Source organism: Primorskyibacter flagellatus (assembly GCF_900176485.1).
GTDB classification, from domain to species: Bacteria; Pseudomonadota; Alphaproteobacteria; order Rhodobacterales; family Rhodobacteraceae; genus Primorskyibacter; species Primorskyibacter flagellatus.
The window spans coordinates 446,438-464,855 of the sequence record NZ_FWYD01000003.1 but is presented as its reverse complement, the minus strand read 5'-3'; the positions used below and the strand labels follow the sequence as shown (position 1 = coordinate 464,855).

The following is an 18,418-nucleotide window of genomic DNA, read 5'->3' as shown; positions in this document are numbered from 1 at the left end:
GGGTGCCCTCCTTATACCTTGATCTCGACGTCGACGCCGGCAGCCAGGTCGAGCTTCATCAGCGCGTCCACGGTCTGGGGTGTCGGGTCGACAATGTCGAGCAGACGCTTATGCGTCCGGATCTCGAACTGATCACGGGATTTCTTGTTCACATGGGGACCACGCAGAACAGTGAATTTCTCGATCTTGTTCGGCAGCGGGATCGGCCCGCGGACGTCTGCACCGGTGCGTTTGGCGGTGTTGACGATTTCCTGCGTCGAGGCATCCAGGACGCGGTAGTCAAACGCCTTTAGCCGGATGCGAATATTTTGGCCTTGCATTTCAATCTAGCCTTTCGCGGCATTGGAGTTGATAGGAGGAGGCGGGATCATCCCGCCCCCTCTTCGAACCCTGCGGGGGGTTGTTTGCCCCCCGCGCAGTCAGTTTGATTACTCGATGATTTTCGAGACGACGCCGGAGCCGACTGTGCGGCCGCCTTCGCGGATCGCGAAGCGCAGCTTTTCTTCCATCGCGATCGGTGCGATCAGCTCAACCTCGAACTTCAGGTTGTCGCCCGGCATCACCATTTCGGTGCCTTCGGGAAGAACAACCGTGCCGGTCACATCCGTCGTGCGGAAGTAGAACTGCGGGCGGTAGTTCGCGAAGAACGGCGTGTGACGGCCACCCTCGTCCTTGGTCAGGATATAGGCTTCTGCCTCGAACTTGGTGTGTGGCTTGACCGAACCCGGCTTGCACAGGACCTGTCCACGCTCAACGCCTTCGCGGTCGATACCGCGCAGCAGGGCACCGATATTGTCGCCGGCTTCACCACGATCCAGCAGCTTGCGGAACATTTCCACACCGGTGCAGGTCGTCTTGCGCGTGTCACGAATGCCAACGATTTCAAGCTCGTCGCCGACGTTCACAACGCCACGCTCGACACGGCCGGTCACAACCGTCCCGCGGCCGGAAATCGAGAACACGTCCTCGATCGGCATCAGGAAGGGCTGGTCCACGGCGCGCGCGGGCTGGGGGATGTACTCGTCGACAGCCGCCATCAGTTCCTTGATCTTGTCTTCGCCGATCGCGTTGTCGCGACCTTCCAGAGCGGCCAGCGCCGAACCGGCGATGATCGGGATATCGTCGCCCGGATAGTCATAGGCCGACAGAAGCTCGCGCACTTCCATCTCGACCAGCTCGAGCAGCTCTTCGTCGTCGACCTGGTCAACCTTGTTCAGGAACACGACCATCGCAGGGATGCCAACCTGGCGGCCCAGCAGGATGTGCTCGCGCGTCTGCGGCATCGGGCCGTCAGCAGCGTTCACAACCAGGATCGCGCCATCCATCTGCGCCGCACCGGTGATCATGTTCTTGACATAGTCAGCGTGGCCGGGGCAGTCGACATGCGCGTAGTGGCGGTTCTCGGTCTCGTACTCGACATGCGCGGTCGAGATCGTGATCCCGCGCGCCTTTTCTTCCGGCGCGCCGTCAATCTGGTCATACGCCTGGAAGTCACCGAAATATTTCGTGATCGCAGCCGTCAGCGTCGTCTTGCCGTGGTCCACATGGCCAATCGTGCCAATGTTGCAATGCGGCTTAGAACGCTCAAACTTTTCCTTTGCCATTTTCCTGGCTCCCTTCTGTATCGGATGGTGGGATGAAACCCCACCCTACGGTGGTGGGTAGGGCGGGGTTCACCCCGCCACCCGGATTATGCGTATTTCGACTGGATCTCTTCCGAGATGTTCTGCGGCACCGGATCGTAATGATCGAACTGCATCGTGAACTGCGCGCGGCCCGAAGACATGGAGCGCAGGTTGTTGATGTAGCCGAACATGTTGGCCAGCGGCACCATGGCAGCGATCGCAATGGCGTTGCCGCGTGGTTCCTGCCCGGTCACCTGCCCCCGACGCGAGGTCAGGTCACCGATTACGTTGCCGGTATAGTCCTCAGGCGAGATCACCTCGACCTTCATGATCGGTTCCAACAGCTTGGCACCGGCACGACGAAGACCTTCGCGCATGCACATCCGGCCCGCGATCTCGAACGCCAGAACGCTGGAATCCACGTCGTGGAACTTACCGTCGATCAGCGCGACCTTGAAGTCGATGACCGGGAAACCTGCCAAAGGACCGGAGTCCATGACCGACTTGATGCCCTTTTCGACGCCGGGGACGTATTCCTTCGGAACCGCGCCACCAACGATGCGGCTTTCGAACGAATAGCCTTCGCCCGGCTCTGTCGGCGAGATGATCATCTTGACCTCGGCGAACTGACCAGACCCACCCGATTGTTTCTTGTGGGTGTAGGTATGCTCGATCTCGTGGCCGATGGTTTCACGATAAGCCACCTGCGGCGCACCGATATTGGCTTCGACCTTGAACTCGCGCTTAAGACGGTCCACCAGAATATCGAGGTGAAGTTCGCCCATGCCCTTCATGATCGTCTGGCCCGATTCCTGATCGGTTTCGACGCGGAAAGACGGGTCCTCGGCGGCAAGACGTGCCAGACCGGCAGACATCTTCTCCTGGTCGGCCTTTGTCTTGGGTTCGACGGCAATCTCGATCACCGGATCGGGGAATGTCATCGTTTCCAGAACCACCGGTTCCTTGACGTCGCACAGCGTATCCCCGGTGGTGGTGTCCTTGAGACCCGCCAGCGCGATGATGTCGCCCGCAAATGCTTCCTCGATTTCCTCGCGGTCGTTCGAGTGCATCATCATCATTCGACCGACACGCTCTTTCTTGCCTTTGGTCGAATTCAGGATCGAAGTGCCCTTGGACAGAACGCCCGAATAGATGCGGGTGAAGGTCAGGGTCCCGACGAACGGGTCGTTCATGATCTTGAATGCCAGACCGGCAAACGGCATCGTGTCATCCGCGCGGCGCGGAATATTGCGGGTTTCCGTCTCGTCACCGGGCTTGAAGCCCATGTAATCGACAACGTCCATCGGGCTGGGCAGATAATCCACAACCGCGTTCAGCAACGGCTGGACACCCTTGTTCTTGAACGCCGAGCCACACAGGATCGGCACGAACTTCAGACCAAGCGTACCGGCACGGATCAGACGACGCAGCGTCGGAATGTCAGGCTCTTCACCTTCGAGATAAGCCTCCATCACGTCGTCATCCATCTCGACAGCGATCTCGATGAGATTGGCACGCCATTCGTCGGCGGATGCCTTCAGGCTTTCACGGATCGGCTGACGAACCCAGGACGCGCCCAGATCCTCGCCTTTCCAGACCCACTCTTCCATGGTGACAAGATCAACGATGCCTTCCAGCTCGTTCTCGGACCCGATCGGAATCTGGATCGGGGCCGGGACAGCACCGGTGCGGTCCTTGATCATCGCGACGCAGTTGAAGAAGTCGGCACCGATCTTGTCCATCTTGTTGACGAAGACAACCCGCGGAACCCGGTACCGATCGGCCTGGCGCCAAACGGTTTCGGTCTGCGGCTCGACACCCGCGTTGGCATCCAGCACCGCAACGGCACCGTCAAGCACGGCCAGCGAACGCTCGACTTCGATGGTGAAGTCAACGTGGCCGGGCGTGTCGATGATATTCATCCGGAATTTGGTGCCGTCGGTACCTTCGGCGGAAGGATCTTCCTGCCACTGCCAGAACGTCGTGGTGGCGGCGGACGTGATCGTGATGCCACGCTCCTGCTCCTGCTCCATCCAATCCATGGTGCCGGCCCCGTCATGGGTTTCGCCCATCACGTGATTCTTGCCGGTATAGAACAGAATGCGTTCCGAGCAGGTCGTCTTGCCTGCGTCGATATGCGCCATGATACCGAAGTTGCGGTACCGTTCGAGGGGATATTCGCGTGCCATTGGGCTTACGTCCTTCGGATTTAGTTTACCAGCGGTAGTGGCTGAATGCCTTGTTGGCATCGGCCATCTTGTGGGTGTCTTCGCGCTTCTTCACGGCGGTACCACGGCTGTTGACCGCATCCAGAAGCTCACCTGCAAGGCGCTCTTCCATGGTGTGCTCGTTGCGGTTGCGGCACGCAGTGATCAACCAGCGGATGGCCAGCGCTTCGCGACGCTCGGGGCGCACTTCAACGGGCACCTGATAGGTGGCACCACCCACACGGCGCGAACGAACCTCGACCGAGGGCTTGATATTGTCGAGCGCTTCGTGGAAAATTTCCACCGGCGCGCGCTTCACCTTGTCCTCAACACGCTCAAGGGCGTTGTAGACAATGCGCTCTGCGGTCGATTTCTTGCCATCGACCATCAGGTTGTTCATGAATTTCGTCAGAACCCGGTCGCCATATTTGGCGTCGGGCAGGACTTCGCGTTTTTCAGCGGCGTGACGACGGGACATCTGTTAATCCTCTTATTTCGGACGCTTGGCGCCGTATTTCGAACGGCGCTGCTTACGATCCTTGACGCCCTGGGTATCCAGAACACCGCGCAGGATGTGGTAACGCACACCAGGAAGGTCTTTTACACGGCCGCCACGGATCAGAACCACAGAGTGCTCCTGAAGGTTATGGCTTTCACCGGGAATGTAGCTGATGACTTCGAAACCGTTGGTCAGGCGCACCTTTGCAACTTTCCGCATCGCCGAGTTCGGCTTCTTCGGTGTGGTCGTGTAGACACGCGTGCAGACGCCGCGCTTTTGCGGGCATTGCTCGAGATGCATGGATTTCGAGCGTTTGACTTTCGGCTGCCGCGGCTTGCGGATCAGCTGTTGGATCGTTGGCATTCCGGTTCTTTCCCCGTGTAGCTCACATATGTGGTGCACGCGCGTTGCGTGCGGGTTGACAACAAAAGCGCCCTACGCGTCCGCAAAGCACCGGGTGCACCACCTGAGGGTGCGACGCAAAAAACCGCATTCGTCCCCGATAACGGGAACGACGCGGGGGTTTCCAGAGGATCGGGGCGAAAGGCCCGGATCTTGACCGCTTCTAGTTTTGAGTATCGACGCAAAAGACAGATGTCCCTTCGTCGAGATAGCGGGCGTATAGGGGGAGTCGCAGACCTTGTCAACAGCACCTGACCCTTGTGCAGGCGCTTGGGCAATGACAATCTTTGCAGCAACGATCGGGACAATATTACAGGGGAACGATTGGCATGCAAGTGATCGGTCTGTGCCGTTTTTCCTACCCCGCCGAGGGCGGATTTCAGGTTGAACATGGCGGGCTGAAAGAGCGGCAGGATTACCTCTACTCCCCTGCCCGCATCGAGGAACGTTTCCGCCAGTTCGAGACCATCTGCCTGCCGGGTCTGAAGGCACAGACAGACCCGGATTTCCTCTTTCTTGTGCTCGTGGGTGAAAGCCTGCCCGCCCCCTATGCAGAGCGGCTGACGCGCCTGCTGGAAGGCTTTGCGCAAGCGCGCATCGTGGCCCGCCCGCCCGGACCGCATCGCAAGGTCTGTCAGGACGTGATCAACCGCGCAAGGGACCTGGACCAGCCATGCCTTCAATTTCGTCATGACGATGATGACGCCGTGGCAGTCACCTTTGTCGAACGCCTTCGGGGTGCCGCGCAAAGCTGCAAAGGGCTACTTGAGAATAACGGGCTGGTCGCGATTGACTTCAACCGCGGCTATATCGCCCGGCCCGACGCGCAGGGCCTTGCGGCAGAGCCAAACCTGACGCCGTTCTACGGGGTTGCATTGGCGGTCGCAGCCCAAGCTGGTGTACGCCAGACGATCATGAATTTTGGCCATAACCGACTGAACCAGTTCATGCCGACCATCAGCCAGACCGACTCACCCATGTATGTGCGCGGACATAACGACCACAACGACTCGCGTCAGAAGAAGCATGTGAAGCCGATTGAGCTGCCCCGGTTGAACGCGGCAGGCGAAGCCAAATTCCGACGGATATTTGCCATCGACGCCGATCACGTCAGGCAGGTCTATTCCAACACCTGAGTGCGGACACTGCCATGTGGTGAATGGAAAAACCCCCGCGCATTGCTGCGCGGGGGTTTCTGGTTTCAGGTTAGATGTCGCGATACTTAATCGCGGCTTTCCGGAGTCTCAACAATGCCGCTATCGAAGTCGCCAGCACCGGCAACATCGTCCTGCATTGTCGGAGCAGCAAGCGCTGCTGCGGCCTCTGCTTCCTCGCGACGGGCCTCGATGACGACATTATCGCGCGATTTTGCGACCTTGCGCATCTTCTGGGTTGCCCCGCCGGTCCCTGCCGGGATCAGACGACCCACAAGGATATTCTCCTTCAGGCCGATCAGACGGTCACGCTTGCCTTGTACAGACGCTTCGGTCAGCACGCGCGTTGTCTCCTGGAAGGAGGCGGCAGACATGAACGAGCGTGTCTGAAGCGAGGCTTTGGTGATCCCCAACAGAACCGGCTGACCAGATGCGGGGCGACCGCCACGGGCCATTGCCTTTTCATTGGCCTCGTCCAACTCGATCTTCTCGACATGCTCGCCCTTGAGAAGCGTGGTATCACCGCTGTCGCTGATCTCCCACTTCTTGAGCATCTGGCGCACGATCACTTCGACATGCTTGTCGTTGATCTTCACACCCTGGAGCCGGTAAACGTCCTGCACTTCGTCGATCATGTAGTTGGCCAGCGCTTCGACACCCATGATTGCGAGGATGTCATGCGGCGCGGGATTGCCGTCCATGATGTAGTCACCCTTCTGAACGAAGTCGCCTTCGCCTACCGGGATGTGCTTGCCCTTGGGCACCATGTATTCGACAGGGGACAGGCTGTCATCAGACGGTTCGATCGCGATCCGGCGCTTGTTCTTGTAGTCCTTGCCAAAGCGTACAAAGCCGTCGATTTCAGCGATGATCGCGTTGTCTTTCGGACGACGCGCCTCGAACAGTTCAGCCACGCGGGGAAGACCCCCGGTGATGTCCTTGGTCTTGGCACCTTCACGCGGAATACGCGCGACAACGTCACCGGCCTTGATGTCCTGCCCGTCTTCGACCGACAGGATGGCATCAACCGACATCGGATAGGTGATGGGGTTGCCCGCATCATTGCGTACAGGTTCACCATCGCCATCAACCAGAATGATCTCGGGCTTCAGCTCGTTGCCTTTTGGCGCTGCACGCCAGTCGGCCACGATCTTCTGCGTCATACCCGTTGCATCATCGGTATCCTCGCGGACGGCCACACCGTTCACAAGATCCACATGCCGCGCCATGCCGTCTTTCTCGGCGATGATCGGCAGCGTGTAGGGATCCCATTCGAACAGCTTGTCGCCACGCTCGATCTTCTGACCCTCGGTCACAAACAGCTTGGTGCCGTAGCCCAGCTTGTGGCTGGCGCGTTCTTCACCGTGCTCGTCCATGATCCGCAACTTCATGTTACGGCCCATGACCAAGGTCTCACCGATCGAGTTTTCCAGCGTGCTGGACTGCTCGAAGGTGATCGTGCCGGCCTGGCTGGCTTCCTGGAAGGACTGCTGGCCACCCTGTGCAACACCGCCGATGTGGAACGTCCGCATCGTCAGCTGCGTACCGGGTTCACCGATGGACTGCGCCGCAATGATACCCACGGCTTCGCCAGTGTTCACCATCGTACCGCGCGCCAGATCACGACCGTAGCACATCGCACAGACGCCTTCTTCCGACTCGCAGGTCAGCGGCGAACGGATGCGCGCACTTGCCAGACCGGACTGGTCGACAATGTCGGACATGCGCTCGTCGATCAGCTCGCCTTGACGCACCATCACTTCCTCGGTGCCGGGCCGGACCAGATCCTCTGCCGCGACACGGCCCAGGATACGTTCGGCCAGCGACGACACGACCTCACCATCGTTGACAGCCGCTTCGGCAGTGATCGCCCGTTCGGTTCCGCAATCACGATCCCGCACAATGCAATCCTGCGCCACGTCCACAAGACGACGCGTCAGGTAACCAGAGTTCGCCGTCTTCAACGCCGTGTCCGACAGACCCTTACGGGCACCGTGGGTCGAGTTGAAGTATTCAAGAACGGTCAGGCCTTCCTTGAAGTTCGAGATGATCGGCGTCTCGATGATGTCGCCATTCGGCTTCGCCATCAGGCCGCGCATCCCGCCCAGCTGCTTCATCTGCGTAACAGAACCACGCGCACCGGAGTGGGCCATCATGTAGACCGAGTTCGGCTCGGATTCAGACCCGTCAGCGTCCGTCTTGGCGGCCGAAATGGTCGACATCATCGCCTCGGTGACCTTGTCGTTACATTTCGACCAGGCATCGACAACCTTGTTGTACTTTTCGCCCTGAGTGATCAGGCCGTCCATGTACTGTTGTTCGAAATCCTTCACCTGACCCCGGGTTTCCTCGACGATCGGCCATTTGGATTCAGGGATCACCATGTCGTCCTTGCCGAACGAGATACCGGCCTTGAACGCTTCCTTGAAGCCCATGGACATGATCTGGTCACAGAAAATGACAGACTCTTTCTGACCGCAATAACGGTAAACGGTGTCGATGACCTTCTGCACGTCTTTCTTGCGCAGCAGGTTGTTGACCAGATCAAACGGTGCCTTGGCATTCATCGGCAGCAGCGCGCCAAGACGGACCCGACCGGGTGTCGTCTCGTAGCGCTTGACGATTTCGTTGCCTTCTTCGTCGATCTGGGTGACGCGCGCGGTGATCTTGGCGTGCATATGCACTTCGCCAGAGTTCAGAGCGTGTTCTACCTCTTCGATGGAAGAGAACGACATGCCCTCGCCCTTCATGCCATCGCGGGCGATGGTCACATAGTAAAGGCCAAGGATCATATCCTGCGACGGAACGATGATCGGCGCGCCGTTGGCAGGCGACAGAACGTTGTTCGTCGACATCATCAGAACGCGCGCTTCAAGCTGGGCCTCCAGCGAAAGCGGAACGTGCACGGCCATCTGGTCGCCATCAAAGTCGGCGTTGAAAGCCGAACAAACCAGCGGGTGAAGCTGGATGGCCTTGCCTTCGATCAGCATCGGTTCGAACGCCTGAATGCCAAGACGGTGCAGCGTCGGCGCCCGGTTCAGCATGACAGGGTGTTCGCGGATCACCTCGTCCAGAATATCCCAAACTTCGGGACGTTCTTTCTCGACCAGCTTCTTCGCCTGTTTCACCGTGCTGGAAAGACCCTTGGCCTCCAGACGCGAGTAGATAAAGGGCTTGAACAGCTCCAGCGCCATCTTCTTGGGAAGACCGCACTGATGCAGTTTCAGCTCCGGCCCCGTCACGATGACGGACCGGCCCGAAAAGTCGACGCGTTTACCCAAAAGGTTCTGACGGAAACGGCCCTGTTTGCCTTTCAGCATGTCGGACAGCGATTTCAGCGGGCGCTTGTTGGCACCGGTGATGACACGGCCACGGCGGCCGTTGTCGAACAGCGCGTCAACGGATTCTTGCAACATCCGCTTTTCGTTGCGCACGATGATGTCTGGCGCACGCAGTTCGATCAAGCGCTTCAGACGGTTGTTCCGGTTGATCACCCGACGATACAGATCGTTGAGGTCAGACGTGGCGAAACGACCACCATCCAGGGGCACCAGCGGGCGCAGCTCTGGCGGGATCACGGGAATGACCGTCATCACCATCCACTCGGGCCGGTTGCCCGACTCGAGGAAGGATTCCACGACTTTCAGACGCTTGATGATCTTCTTGGGCTTCAGCTCACCAGTGGCTTCTTTCAGATCCGCGCGCAGTTGCTCTGCTTCGGAGTCCAGATCAATTGCCGCGAGCATTTCACGGATGGCTTCGGCGCCGATATTGGCCGTGAACGCGTCCATGCCATAGACGTCTTGCGCGTCCATGAATTCTTCTTCGGACAGCATCTGGCCATAGGTCAGATCGGTCAGGCCGGGCTCGATCACCACATAGTTTTCGAAATAAAGCACACGTTCCAGATCACGCAGCGTCATGTCCAGCATGAGACCGATGCGCGAGGGCAGCGATTTCAGGAACCAGATATGCGCGCAAGGCGCGGCCAATTCGATATGGCCCATGCGCTCGCGACGGACCTTTTGCAGCGTGACTTCCACGCCGCATTTCTCGCAGACGACGCCGCGATATTTCATGCGCTTGTACTTGCCGCACAGGCATTCGTAATCCTTGATCGGGCCAAAGATACGCGCACAGAACAGGCCGTCACGTTCTGGTTTGAACGTGCGATAGTTGATGGTCTCGGGCTTCTTGATCTCACCGAAGGACCACGAGAGGATCCGCTCGGGCGATGCCAGAGACACCTTGATCTCGTCGAAGGTTTTCACCGGTGCGACGGGGTTGAACGGGTTGTTTGTCAGTTCCTGGTTCATCTTATCATCCTAAAGCTGTCGGAAAGGAAAGGTGCGACCAAGGCTTTCGGAAAAGCCTTGGGAAAGTCCTTTTGCAGACTTCTGCGACCGCTACTCATCCTCCTCCGTATCCAGGAGTTCCATGTTAAGGCCCAAGCCGCGGACCTCTTTGACGAGAACGTTGAACGATTCCGGAACGCCGGCCTCGAAATTGTCTTCGCCCTTGACGATGCTCTCATAGACCTTGGTCCGGCCTGCCACGTCATCCGATTTCACCGTCAGCATTTCCTGCAAGGTGTAGGCGGCACCGTAAGCTTCCAGAGCCCAGACTTCCATCTCACCGAAGCGCTGGCCACCGAACTGTGCCTTACCACCAAGCGGCTGCTGGGTGACGAGGCTGTAAGGCCCGGTCGAGCGCGCGTGGATCTTGTCATCCACAAGGTGATGCAGCTTCAGCAGGTACTTGACGCCAACGGTCACGGGGCGGCTGAACTGCTCACCCGTGCGGCCGTCGAACAGGATCGACTGGCCGGAGGTGTCAAAGCCCGCGCGTTTCAGCGAGTCGTTGACATCGGCCTCTTTCGCACCGTCAAAGACCGGCGTTGCGATCGGAACACCGTTCGTCACGTTGCCCGCCGCTTCGAGAAGCTGGCCATCTTCCATGCTGCCGATGCCTTCCTCGTAGACATCGTCGCCATAGGCGATCCGCATCGCTTCGCGCACCGGGGTCAGATCGCCCGACCGGCGGTATTCGCCAAGTGCGTCGTCGATCTTGATGCCAAGGCTGCGCGCAGCCCAGCCCATATGGGTTTCAAGGATCTGACCGACGTTCATACGCGACGGAACGCCCAGCGGGTTGAGGCAGAAATCGACCGGAGTACCATCTGCGAGGAACGGCATGTCCTCCATCGGAACCACCTTCGAGATCACACCCTTGTTGCCGTGACGGCCGGCCATCTTGTCGCCCGGTTGCAGCTTGCGCTTCACCGCCACGAACACCTTGACCATCTTCATCACGCCCGGCGGCAGATCGTCGCCACGGCGCACCTTCTCGACCTTGTCTTCGAACCGGGCATCCAAAGCGCGCTTCTGCACTTCATACTGCTCGTTCAGGGCCTCGACGATCTTGGCGTCATCCTCGTCTTCCAGCGCCAGTTGCCACCACTGGCCACGGCTCAGCGTGCCCAGCAGATCTTCGTCGATCTGCGTGTTCGGACGAACACCTTTCGGGCCTTTCACGGCGATCTTGCCGAGGATCATATCCTTCAGACGCGCGTAGATGTTGCGGTCCAAGATCGCCAGCTCGTCATCCCGGTCGCGGCTCAGGCGTTCGATCTCTTCACGTTCGATCTGAAGCGCGCGTTCGTCCTTTTCCACACCGTGGCGGTTGAACACGCGGACCTCGACGACCGTCCCGAAATCGCCCGGCTTGACGCGCAGCGACGTGTCGCGCACGTCCGAGGCTTTTTCACCGAAGATGGCGCGCAGAAGCTTTTCTTCCGGCGTCATCGGGCTTTCGCCCTTGGGTGTGATCTTGCCCACCAGAATATCGCCCGGTTCCACATCGGCACCGATATAGACGATACCCGCTTCGTCGAGGTTGCGCAGGGCTTCCTCGCCGACGTTGGGAATATCGCGGGTGATCTCTTCCGGTCCAAGCTTTGTATCGCGGGCGGCAACTTCGAATTCCTCGATATGGACACTCGTGAACACGTCATCACGGGCGATGCGTTCCGAGATCAAGATCGAGTCTTCGTAGTTGTAGCCGTTCCACGGCATGAAGGCGACGACGACGTTCTTGCCAAGCGCCAGTTCCCCCATATCGGTGGACGGGCCGTCAGCGACGACTTCGCCCTTCTCGACCAGATCGCCCACCTTCACCAGCGGACGCTGGTTGATACAGGTGTTCTGGTTGGAGCGCTGGAACTTGCGCATCCGGTAGATATCGACCCCGGCATCGCCAAGCTCAAGATCGCCGGTGGCTCGCACAACGATCCGCATCGCATCGACCTGGTCGATGATGCCTGCGCGCTTGGCCATGATGGCGGCACCTGAATCGCGCGCCACAACACCTTCGATGCCGGTGCCCACAAGGGGTGCCTCGGACCGCAGGGTCGGCACAGCCTGACGTTGCATGTTCGACCCCATCAGGGCGCGGTTGGCGTCGTCGTTTTCCAGGAACGGGATCAACGAGGCCGCAACGGACACAAGCTGTTTCGGGCTGACGTCGATCAGATCCACGTTTTCGTTGGGCGACAGGGTGTAGTCACCGGATTTCCGGGTCGACACCAGATCGTTCACGAAGCGCATGTTCTCGTCGAGATTGGCGTTGGCCTGCGCCACGGTGTGACGCATTTCCTCGGTCGCGGACATATAGTGCACTTCGTCGGTGACGACAGAGTCCTTGACCACCCGGTAAGGCGTTTCGATGAAGCCGTACTTGTTCACGCGCGCGAAGGTCGCCAGCGAGTTGATCAGACCGATGTTCGGACCTTCCGGCGTTTCAATCGGGCACATCCGGCCATAGTGGGTCGGGTGAACGTCGCGCACCTCAAAGCCAGCACGTTCACGGGTCAAACCGCCCGGTCCAAGCGCCGAAAGACGGCGTTTATGCGTCACTTCCGACAGCGGATTGGTCTGGTCCATGAACTGCGAAAGCTGCGAAGAGCCGAAGAATTCACGGACAGCCGCAGCCGCCGGTTTGGCGTTGATCAGATCCTGCGGCATGACCGTGTCGATCTCGACGGAAGACATGCGCTCCTTGATCGCGCGCTCCATCCGCAGAAGGCCAACCCGATACTGGTTTTCCATCAATTCGCCAACCGACCGGACCCGGCGGTTGCCAAGGTGGTCGATGTCGTCGATGTCACCCTTGCCGTCACGCAGTTCCACGAGCGCCTTGACACAGGCCACGATGTCTTCGCGGTCCAACGTGCGCTGTGTGTCGGGCTTTTCAAGCGCCAGACGCATGTTCATTTTAACGCGGCCGACCGCAGACAGGTCGTAGCGTTCGCTGTCAAAGAACAACGTCTCGAACAGGGCCGAGGCGGCCTCGACGGTCGGCGGCTCACCCGGACGCATCACGCGGTAAATATCCATGAGCGCGGTTTCGCGGTTCATGTTCTTGTCCGCCGCCATGGTGTTGCGCATGTAGGGGCCGACATTGATATTGTCGATGTCCAGAACGGGGATCTCGGTGATGCCTGCGTCCACCAGTTCTTTCAGCGTCCCGCCGATAACTTCACCGGCCTTGTCGAATTCCCATGTCAACTCGTCACCGGCCTCGACATAGATCGCGCCGTTTTCTTCGTTGATCATGTCGCGTGCGACAAACTTGCCGACGATCTGTTCGAACGGCACCAGCAGATCGCTGACAGCGCCTTCGTCGATCAGCTTCTTGACGGCGCGTGGCGTGACCTTCTTGCCGGCTTCGGCGATCACATCGCCCGTGGCCGCATCGACCAGATCAAAGGTGGGACGGGTGCCGCGAACACGCTCGGGGAAGAACTTCGTGACCCAGCCACGCCCCTTCTCCAGCTTGTAATCGACGGTCTCGTAATAGGCCGTCATGATGTCTTCCTGCCCCAGACCCAGGGCATAAAGCAGCGTCGTCACCGGCAACTTGCGGCGACGGTCAATACGCGCAAAGACAATATCCTTGGCGTCGAATTCGAAATCGAGCCAGGAACCGCGATAGGGGATGATGCGGCAGGCGAACAGCAACTTGCCCGAGGAATGCGTCTTGCCCTTGTCGTGGTCAAAGAAAACGCCCGGCGAGCGGTGCATCTGGGACACGATCACGCGCTCGGTGCCGTTCACAACGAACGTCCCATTTGGCGTCATCAAGGGCATGTCGCCCATGAAAACGTCCTGTTCTTTGATGTCCTTGACCGATTTCGCGCCGGTATCCTCGTCCACATCAAACACGATCAGACGCAACGTCACCTTCAGCGGTGCCGCATAGGTCATGTCGCGCTGCTGACATTCCTCGACGTCGTATTTCGGACGTTCCAGTTCGTAGTTGACGAATTCCAGAACGGCGGTCTCATTGAAATCCTTGATCGGAAAGACCGACTGGAAGACGCCTTTCAGCCCCTCACCATCCATCGGTTGCAGCTGATCTCCGGATTTCAGGAAAAGATCGTACGAGGATTTCTGAACCTCGATCAGGTTCGGCATCTCCAGAACTTCACGGATTTTGCCGTAATATTTGCGAAGACGTTTCTGGCCAAGAAAGCTTTGCGCCATGACAGGTGTCACCTTTCAGTTTCTCACCGGGTGTGCGCGCTGTCGGGCACAGCGACACGCCCCTACGAGACGACAAGAATTCCGATCAATTCCCGGCTTTCGTCCCACCGAAAGCCTCCCGATCTTTGGAACCTTGTCTTGGAAAACCCCCTGCCCCGGACTTGATCCGGGGCCTTGCGGGGCCTTTCCAAGACAAGTTCGGCTGGGCCCGGAAGTGTCCCGGACCCAGCCATTTTCGGTTCGAGCGGAGCGTTGATCGCAAGGCTTCGGTGAAACCCCGGATCGGCCGTCCCTCGCGGGATGCGGCGCGCCCCAGCCGGATTACTTGAGTTCGACCTCGGCGCCAACTGCTTCCAGTTTGCCTTTGATCTCTTCAGCTTCGTCCTTGGAAACCTGCTCTTTGACAGCTTTGCCGCCAGCTTCGACCAGTTCCTTGGCTTCTTTCAGACCCAGACCCGTGATGGCACGGACTTCCTTGATCACGTTGATCTTGGATGCGCCTGCACCTTTCAGGATCACGTCGAATTCGGTCTGCTCTTCAGCAGCCGCACCGGCGTCGCCCGCAGGACCGGCCATCATCACTGCGCCGCCAGCTGCGGGCTCGATGCCGTATTCGTCCTTAAGGATGGTTTTCAGTTCTTGTGCTTCGAGAAGCGTCAGACCAACAATGTCTTCCGCCAGTTTTTTCAGATCAGCCATTTTAGACTCTTTCCGTATCTAGATGTGTTCCAACGTCAGGATGTTCAACCCCACGCAGGTCTCATTGGTTGCCTCAAGCAGCCTCGGCCTTTTCTTCGATGGTCGAGAGAATGCTTGCGATATTCGAAGCAGGGGCGCCAATTGCACCGGCGATGTTCGAAGCAGGCGCGCCAATCATGCCAGCGATGGTAGCAATAAGCTCATCGCGCGACGGCATTTTCGACACGGCTTCAACACCAGCCCGGTCCAGAGCGTTCTCACCCATTGCGCCGCCGAGGATCTCGAGTTTCGAGTTCCCTTTGGCGAATTCCTCGGCCACCTTGGCTGCTGCCACGGGGTCTTCGGAATAGGTAAGAACGGTCATGCCCGTCAGGTATTCTGCGATACTTGCGCAGGGCTTACCTTCAAGGGCGATCTTGGCGAGCCTGTTCTTGGCGACACGTACAGATCCACCCGCTTCGCGTGCACGCGCGCGCAGATCCTGCATCTCGGCAACCGTGAGGCCTTCGTAGTGGGAGACCACAACGACGCCAGAGCTTTCGAAGATCTGGCCGAGTTCCTCGACCAATTTCTCTTTCTGGGCTCTATCCACAGTTTCACTCCAATTTTCGGAAGGCAGTGACCCTCCGGCTCGTTAAACCGGACCTTTGAGAGGTCCGGCATCGGGTCCGTACGGGTCGTTCCCAATCACGCCCGAGGCGAACCCCGGAGAGAGAATTGTTCATTTCCCGTCTCAGGCAGGACTTATGGTTTGCACCACCCACCGTCTTGGACGAATCATCAGGCCACCCGATCTAAAGCAGGTGGCCCGACGGACGGCGTCATAGCCAAAGCCCGAGCGGAAGGGAAGGGCCTATACGAAAAAACTTCCGCATTCGGGCCAGAGCTGGGTCACATACGCGCGAGCACCCCCATCGGCTGTTCCATCAAAGCGCTTCCTGGCCATCCGAGAACACGCCCTAACGACAAAAGGCGGACCCGCAGGCCCGCCTTTTGAAATCTACCTAAAGCAGCTTTATTCAGCGTTGGCAGAGTCGATTGCGACCGAAACGCCCGGTCCCATCGTGCTGCTCAGCGAGACCTTTTTCATATAGGTGCCCTTGGCTCCCGTAGGACGAGCCTTGGAGACTGCATTGACGAAGGCCCGGATGTTCTCGACCAGCTTGGCTTCGTCGAACGATGCCTTGCCAACGCCGGCATGCACAACGCCGCCCTTTTCAGCGCGGAACTGAACCTGACCGCCCTTGGCGTCCTTGACGGCTTGCGTGACATCCATCGTCACCGTGCCCACCTTGGGGTTCGGCATCAGGTTACGCGGGCCAAGCACCTTGCCCAGACGGCCGACGATCGGCATCATGTCCGGTGTGGCGATGCAGCGATCAAATTCGATCGTGCCGCCCTGAACGGTTTCCATCAGGTCTTCGGCACCGACGATGTCAGCACCGGCGGCTTCAGCTTCTTCAGCCTTGGCACCGCGTGCGAAGACTGCAACGCGCATGGTTTTCCCGGTGCCGTTGGGCAGGCCGATAACACCACGAACCATCTGGTCAGCGTGACGTGTGTCAACGCCCAGATTCATCGCGATCTCGACGGTTTCGTCGAATTTCGCGTTGGCATTCGCCTTGATCAGAGAAACGGCTTCCTCGACGGTGACGTTCTCTTTGCCGACAAGCGCTTCACGCGCGGTACGGGTACGTTTTCCAAGTTTTGCCATCTTATTTCACCTCGATGCCCATGGACCGGGCAGAGCCCAGGATGATCTGCATCGCGTTTTCAATCGTCGTGGCGTTGAGATCTTTCATCTTCGCTTCGGCAATTTCTTTCACCTGAGCGACGGTCACCGAACCTGCGGTGGCGCGACCGGGCGTACTGCCACCGGATTTCAGCTTGGCGGCCTTCTTGAGGTAATAAGACGCGGGCGGCGTCTTGATGTCCATCGTGAAGGATTTGTCCTGATAATACGTGATGATCGTCGGACAGGGGGCACCAGCCTCCATTTCCTGCGTCTTGGCGTTGAACGCCTTGCAGAATTCCATGATGTTGATCCCGCGCTGACCCAATGCTGGGCCAACGGGCGGCGACGGGTTTGCCTGCCCGGCGGGGACTTGCAGCTTCAGACTGCCAACCAGTTTCTTGGCCATGTGGCCTCTCCTTTATCAAGCGGCGGGGCTTGCCCACCCTGCAATGGAACCATGGGTTCCGTTTTGCCGTGGTTGGGGTTGGTCGGCCTTGGGCCGCCTCACCTCCCACGTCTCGAACATCACACCTGCTTTGACACCTGTGTGAATTCCAGTTCGACCGGGGTTTCCCGGCCAAAAATTGAGACGGAAACCTTGAGGCGCTGATTGTCCTCGTCGACTTCCTCGATCATGCCGTCGAAATCTTCGAACGGGCCGTCGTTGACCTTGACCTTCTCGCCGATCTCGAAATGGATCAATGTGCGCGGCGCATCCTCGCCTTCCTGCACCCGACCCAAAATCGCCTGCACTTCGGCGTCGCGCATCGGCATCGGGCGTCCTTGCGGGCCCAGAAATCCGGTCACGCGGTTGATGGAGTTGATCAGGTGATAGCCCTGATCCGACATTTCCATCCGCACAAGCACATAGCCGGGCATGAAGCGCCGTTCTGTCGTGACTTTCTTGCCGCGACGAACCTCGATCACCTCTTCGGTCGGCACCAGCACTTCTTCGATCTGGTCCTCAAGCCCTTGCTCATCAACCGCAGTCCGGATCTGTTCGGCGATCTTCTTCTCGAAGTTCGAGAGCACGCTCACCGAGTACCACCGTTTCGCCATCTGGTCACAAACCTTCGTTCTGCACCGATCCGGGGACCGTGTGTCGTTCCATTTTCTGGCGGCCCATATTCAAACCGGCAGCCGCCGCGTTCCGAAACAAAATCGGCGCGCAACTCGAATCGCCGCACGCCTTTCGGATGATTGGTCTGCGCAATACCCGCGAAAGAGACCGAGTTCAAGCCTCAGGGCGCGCGCATGTCCTATGCGGTCCCGACAGGCTTAGCCGAACATTTCCAACACTTGCTGAAGCCCGCCGCGGATCAGAATATCCACAATTGCAAAGAAAATAGCGGTCAATGCAGCCAAGATGAAAACCATCACCGTTGTCAACATCACCTCACGGCGCGTGGGCCACACCACCTTGGCCACTTCGGAGCGGACCTGCTGGATAAACTGAAGCGGGTTGGTCATGGCCATGTCTGTTCTACTTTCATTGCGGACGCGACGCACATACTCGGCGCGGGCGGTGATTTCAAGGCCCGCCATCACGGCACG

14 protein-coding genes are annotated in these 18,418 nt (G+C 58.8%); 1 reads left to right on the top strand and 13 read right to left on the bottom strand.

All coding sequences use genetic code 11. The features are described 5' to 3' along the window. Positions 1-11: 11 nt before the first annotated feature. The 5 genes from rpsJ to rpsL form a co-directional block, all read right to left on the bottom strand. Positions 12-320 carry a 30S ribosomal protein S10 gene (gene rpsJ / locus B8991_RS07655; RefSeq protein ID WP_084352009.1) on the bottom strand — a complete coding sequence of 103 codons (309 nt, stop codon included), beginning with the start codon at positions 318-320 and terminating at the stop codon, positions 12-14. Positions 321-428: 108 nt separating this feature from the next. After that, positions 429-1,604, bottom strand: a complete 1,176-nt coding sequence (tuf, locus tag B8991_RS07650; RefSeq protein ID WP_084351976.1) for an elongation factor Tu — start codon at positions 1,602-1,604, stop codon at positions 429-431. Positions 1,605-1,690: 86 nt separating this feature from the next. Next, entirely contained in the window at positions 1,691-3,814 is a 2,124-nt protein-coding gene (fusA, locus tag B8991_RS07645; protein WP_084352007.1) for an elongation factor G, read from the bottom strand. A gap of 25 nt (positions 3,815-3,839) precedes the next feature. Continuing rightward, on the bottom strand, positions 3,840-4,310 hold the full coding sequence (gene rpsG / locus B8991_RS07640) for a 30S ribosomal protein S7 (RefSeq protein ID WP_084352005.1): 471 nt from the start codon (positions 4,308-4,310) through the stop codon (positions 3,840-3,842). A 12-nt stretch (positions 4,311-4,322) separates the two neighbouring features. After that, on the bottom strand, positions 4,323-4,694 hold the full coding sequence (gene rpsL, locus B8991_RS07635) for a 30S ribosomal protein S12 (protein WP_005621086.1): 372 nt from the start codon (positions 4,692-4,694) through the stop codon (positions 4,323-4,325). A gap of 368 nt (positions 4,695-5,062) precedes the next feature. Between rpsL and B8991_RS07630 the strand changes: the two genes are divergently transcribed. After that, entirely contained in the window at positions 5,063-5,869 is an 807-nt protein-coding gene (locus B8991_RS07630; RefSeq protein WP_084352003.1) for a putative rhamnosyl transferase, read from the top strand. A gap of 86 nt (positions 5,870-5,955) precedes the next feature. On the opposite strand, the gene rpoC is transcribed toward B8991_RS07630, so the two are convergent. From rpoC to secE, 8 genes are all read right to left on the bottom strand, one after another. After that, positions 5,956-10,203, bottom strand: coding sequence for a DNA-directed RNA polymerase subunit beta' (gene rpoC / locus B8991_RS07625; protein ID WP_084352001.1), 4,248 nt, complete (start codon positions 10,201-10,203; stop codon positions 5,956-5,958). 90 nt (positions 10,204-10,293) lie between these two features. After that, positions 10,294-14,430 carry a DNA-directed RNA polymerase subunit beta gene (gene rpoB, locus B8991_RS07620; RefSeq protein WP_084351999.1) on the bottom strand — a complete coding sequence of 1,379 codons (4,137 nt, stop codon included), beginning with the start codon at positions 14,428-14,430 and terminating at the stop codon, positions 10,294-10,296. Positions 14,431-14,751: 321 nt separating this feature from the next. Continuing rightward, positions 14,752-15,129: a 50S ribosomal protein L7/L12 gene (rplL, locus tag B8991_RS07615; protein ID WP_084351997.1), complete on the bottom strand. Its 378-nt coding sequence runs from the start codon at positions 15,127-15,129 to the stop codon at positions 14,752-14,754. A gap of 73 nt (positions 15,130-15,202) precedes the next feature. Beyond that, positions 15,203-15,721 (bottom strand): 50S ribosomal protein L10, encoded by a 519-nt coding sequence (gene rplJ, locus B8991_RS07610; protein WP_084351995.1) that lies wholly within the window; start codon positions 15,719-15,721, stop codon positions 15,203-15,205. A 423-nt stretch (positions 15,722-16,144) separates the two neighbouring features. Then, positions 16,145-16,843: a 50S ribosomal protein L1 gene (gene rplA / locus B8991_RS07605; RefSeq protein ID WP_084351993.1), complete on the bottom strand. Its 699-nt coding sequence runs from the start codon at positions 16,841-16,843 to the stop codon at positions 16,145-16,147. Between the two features lies 1 nt (position 16,844). Continuing rightward, positions 16,845-17,270 (bottom strand): 50S ribosomal protein L11, encoded by a 426-nt coding sequence (rplK, locus tag B8991_RS07600; RefSeq protein WP_084351991.1) that lies wholly within the window; start codon positions 17,268-17,270, stop codon positions 16,845-16,847. A gap of 119 nt (positions 17,271-17,389) precedes the next feature. Next, the gene (nusG, locus tag B8991_RS07595; RefSeq protein WP_084351989.1) at positions 17,390-17,923 is read right to left on the bottom strand and encodes a transcription termination/antitermination protein NusG; all 534 of its coding nucleotides are present in this window, start codon (positions 17,921-17,923) and stop codon (positions 17,390-17,392) included. A 219-nt stretch (positions 17,924-18,142) separates the two neighbouring features. Then, positions 18,143-18,340 (bottom strand): preprotein translocase subunit SecE, encoded by a 198-nt coding sequence (gene secE / locus B8991_RS07590; RefSeq protein WP_084352255.1) that lies wholly within the window; start codon positions 18,338-18,340, stop codon positions 18,143-18,145. Positions 18,341-18,418: the final 78 nt, after the last annotated feature.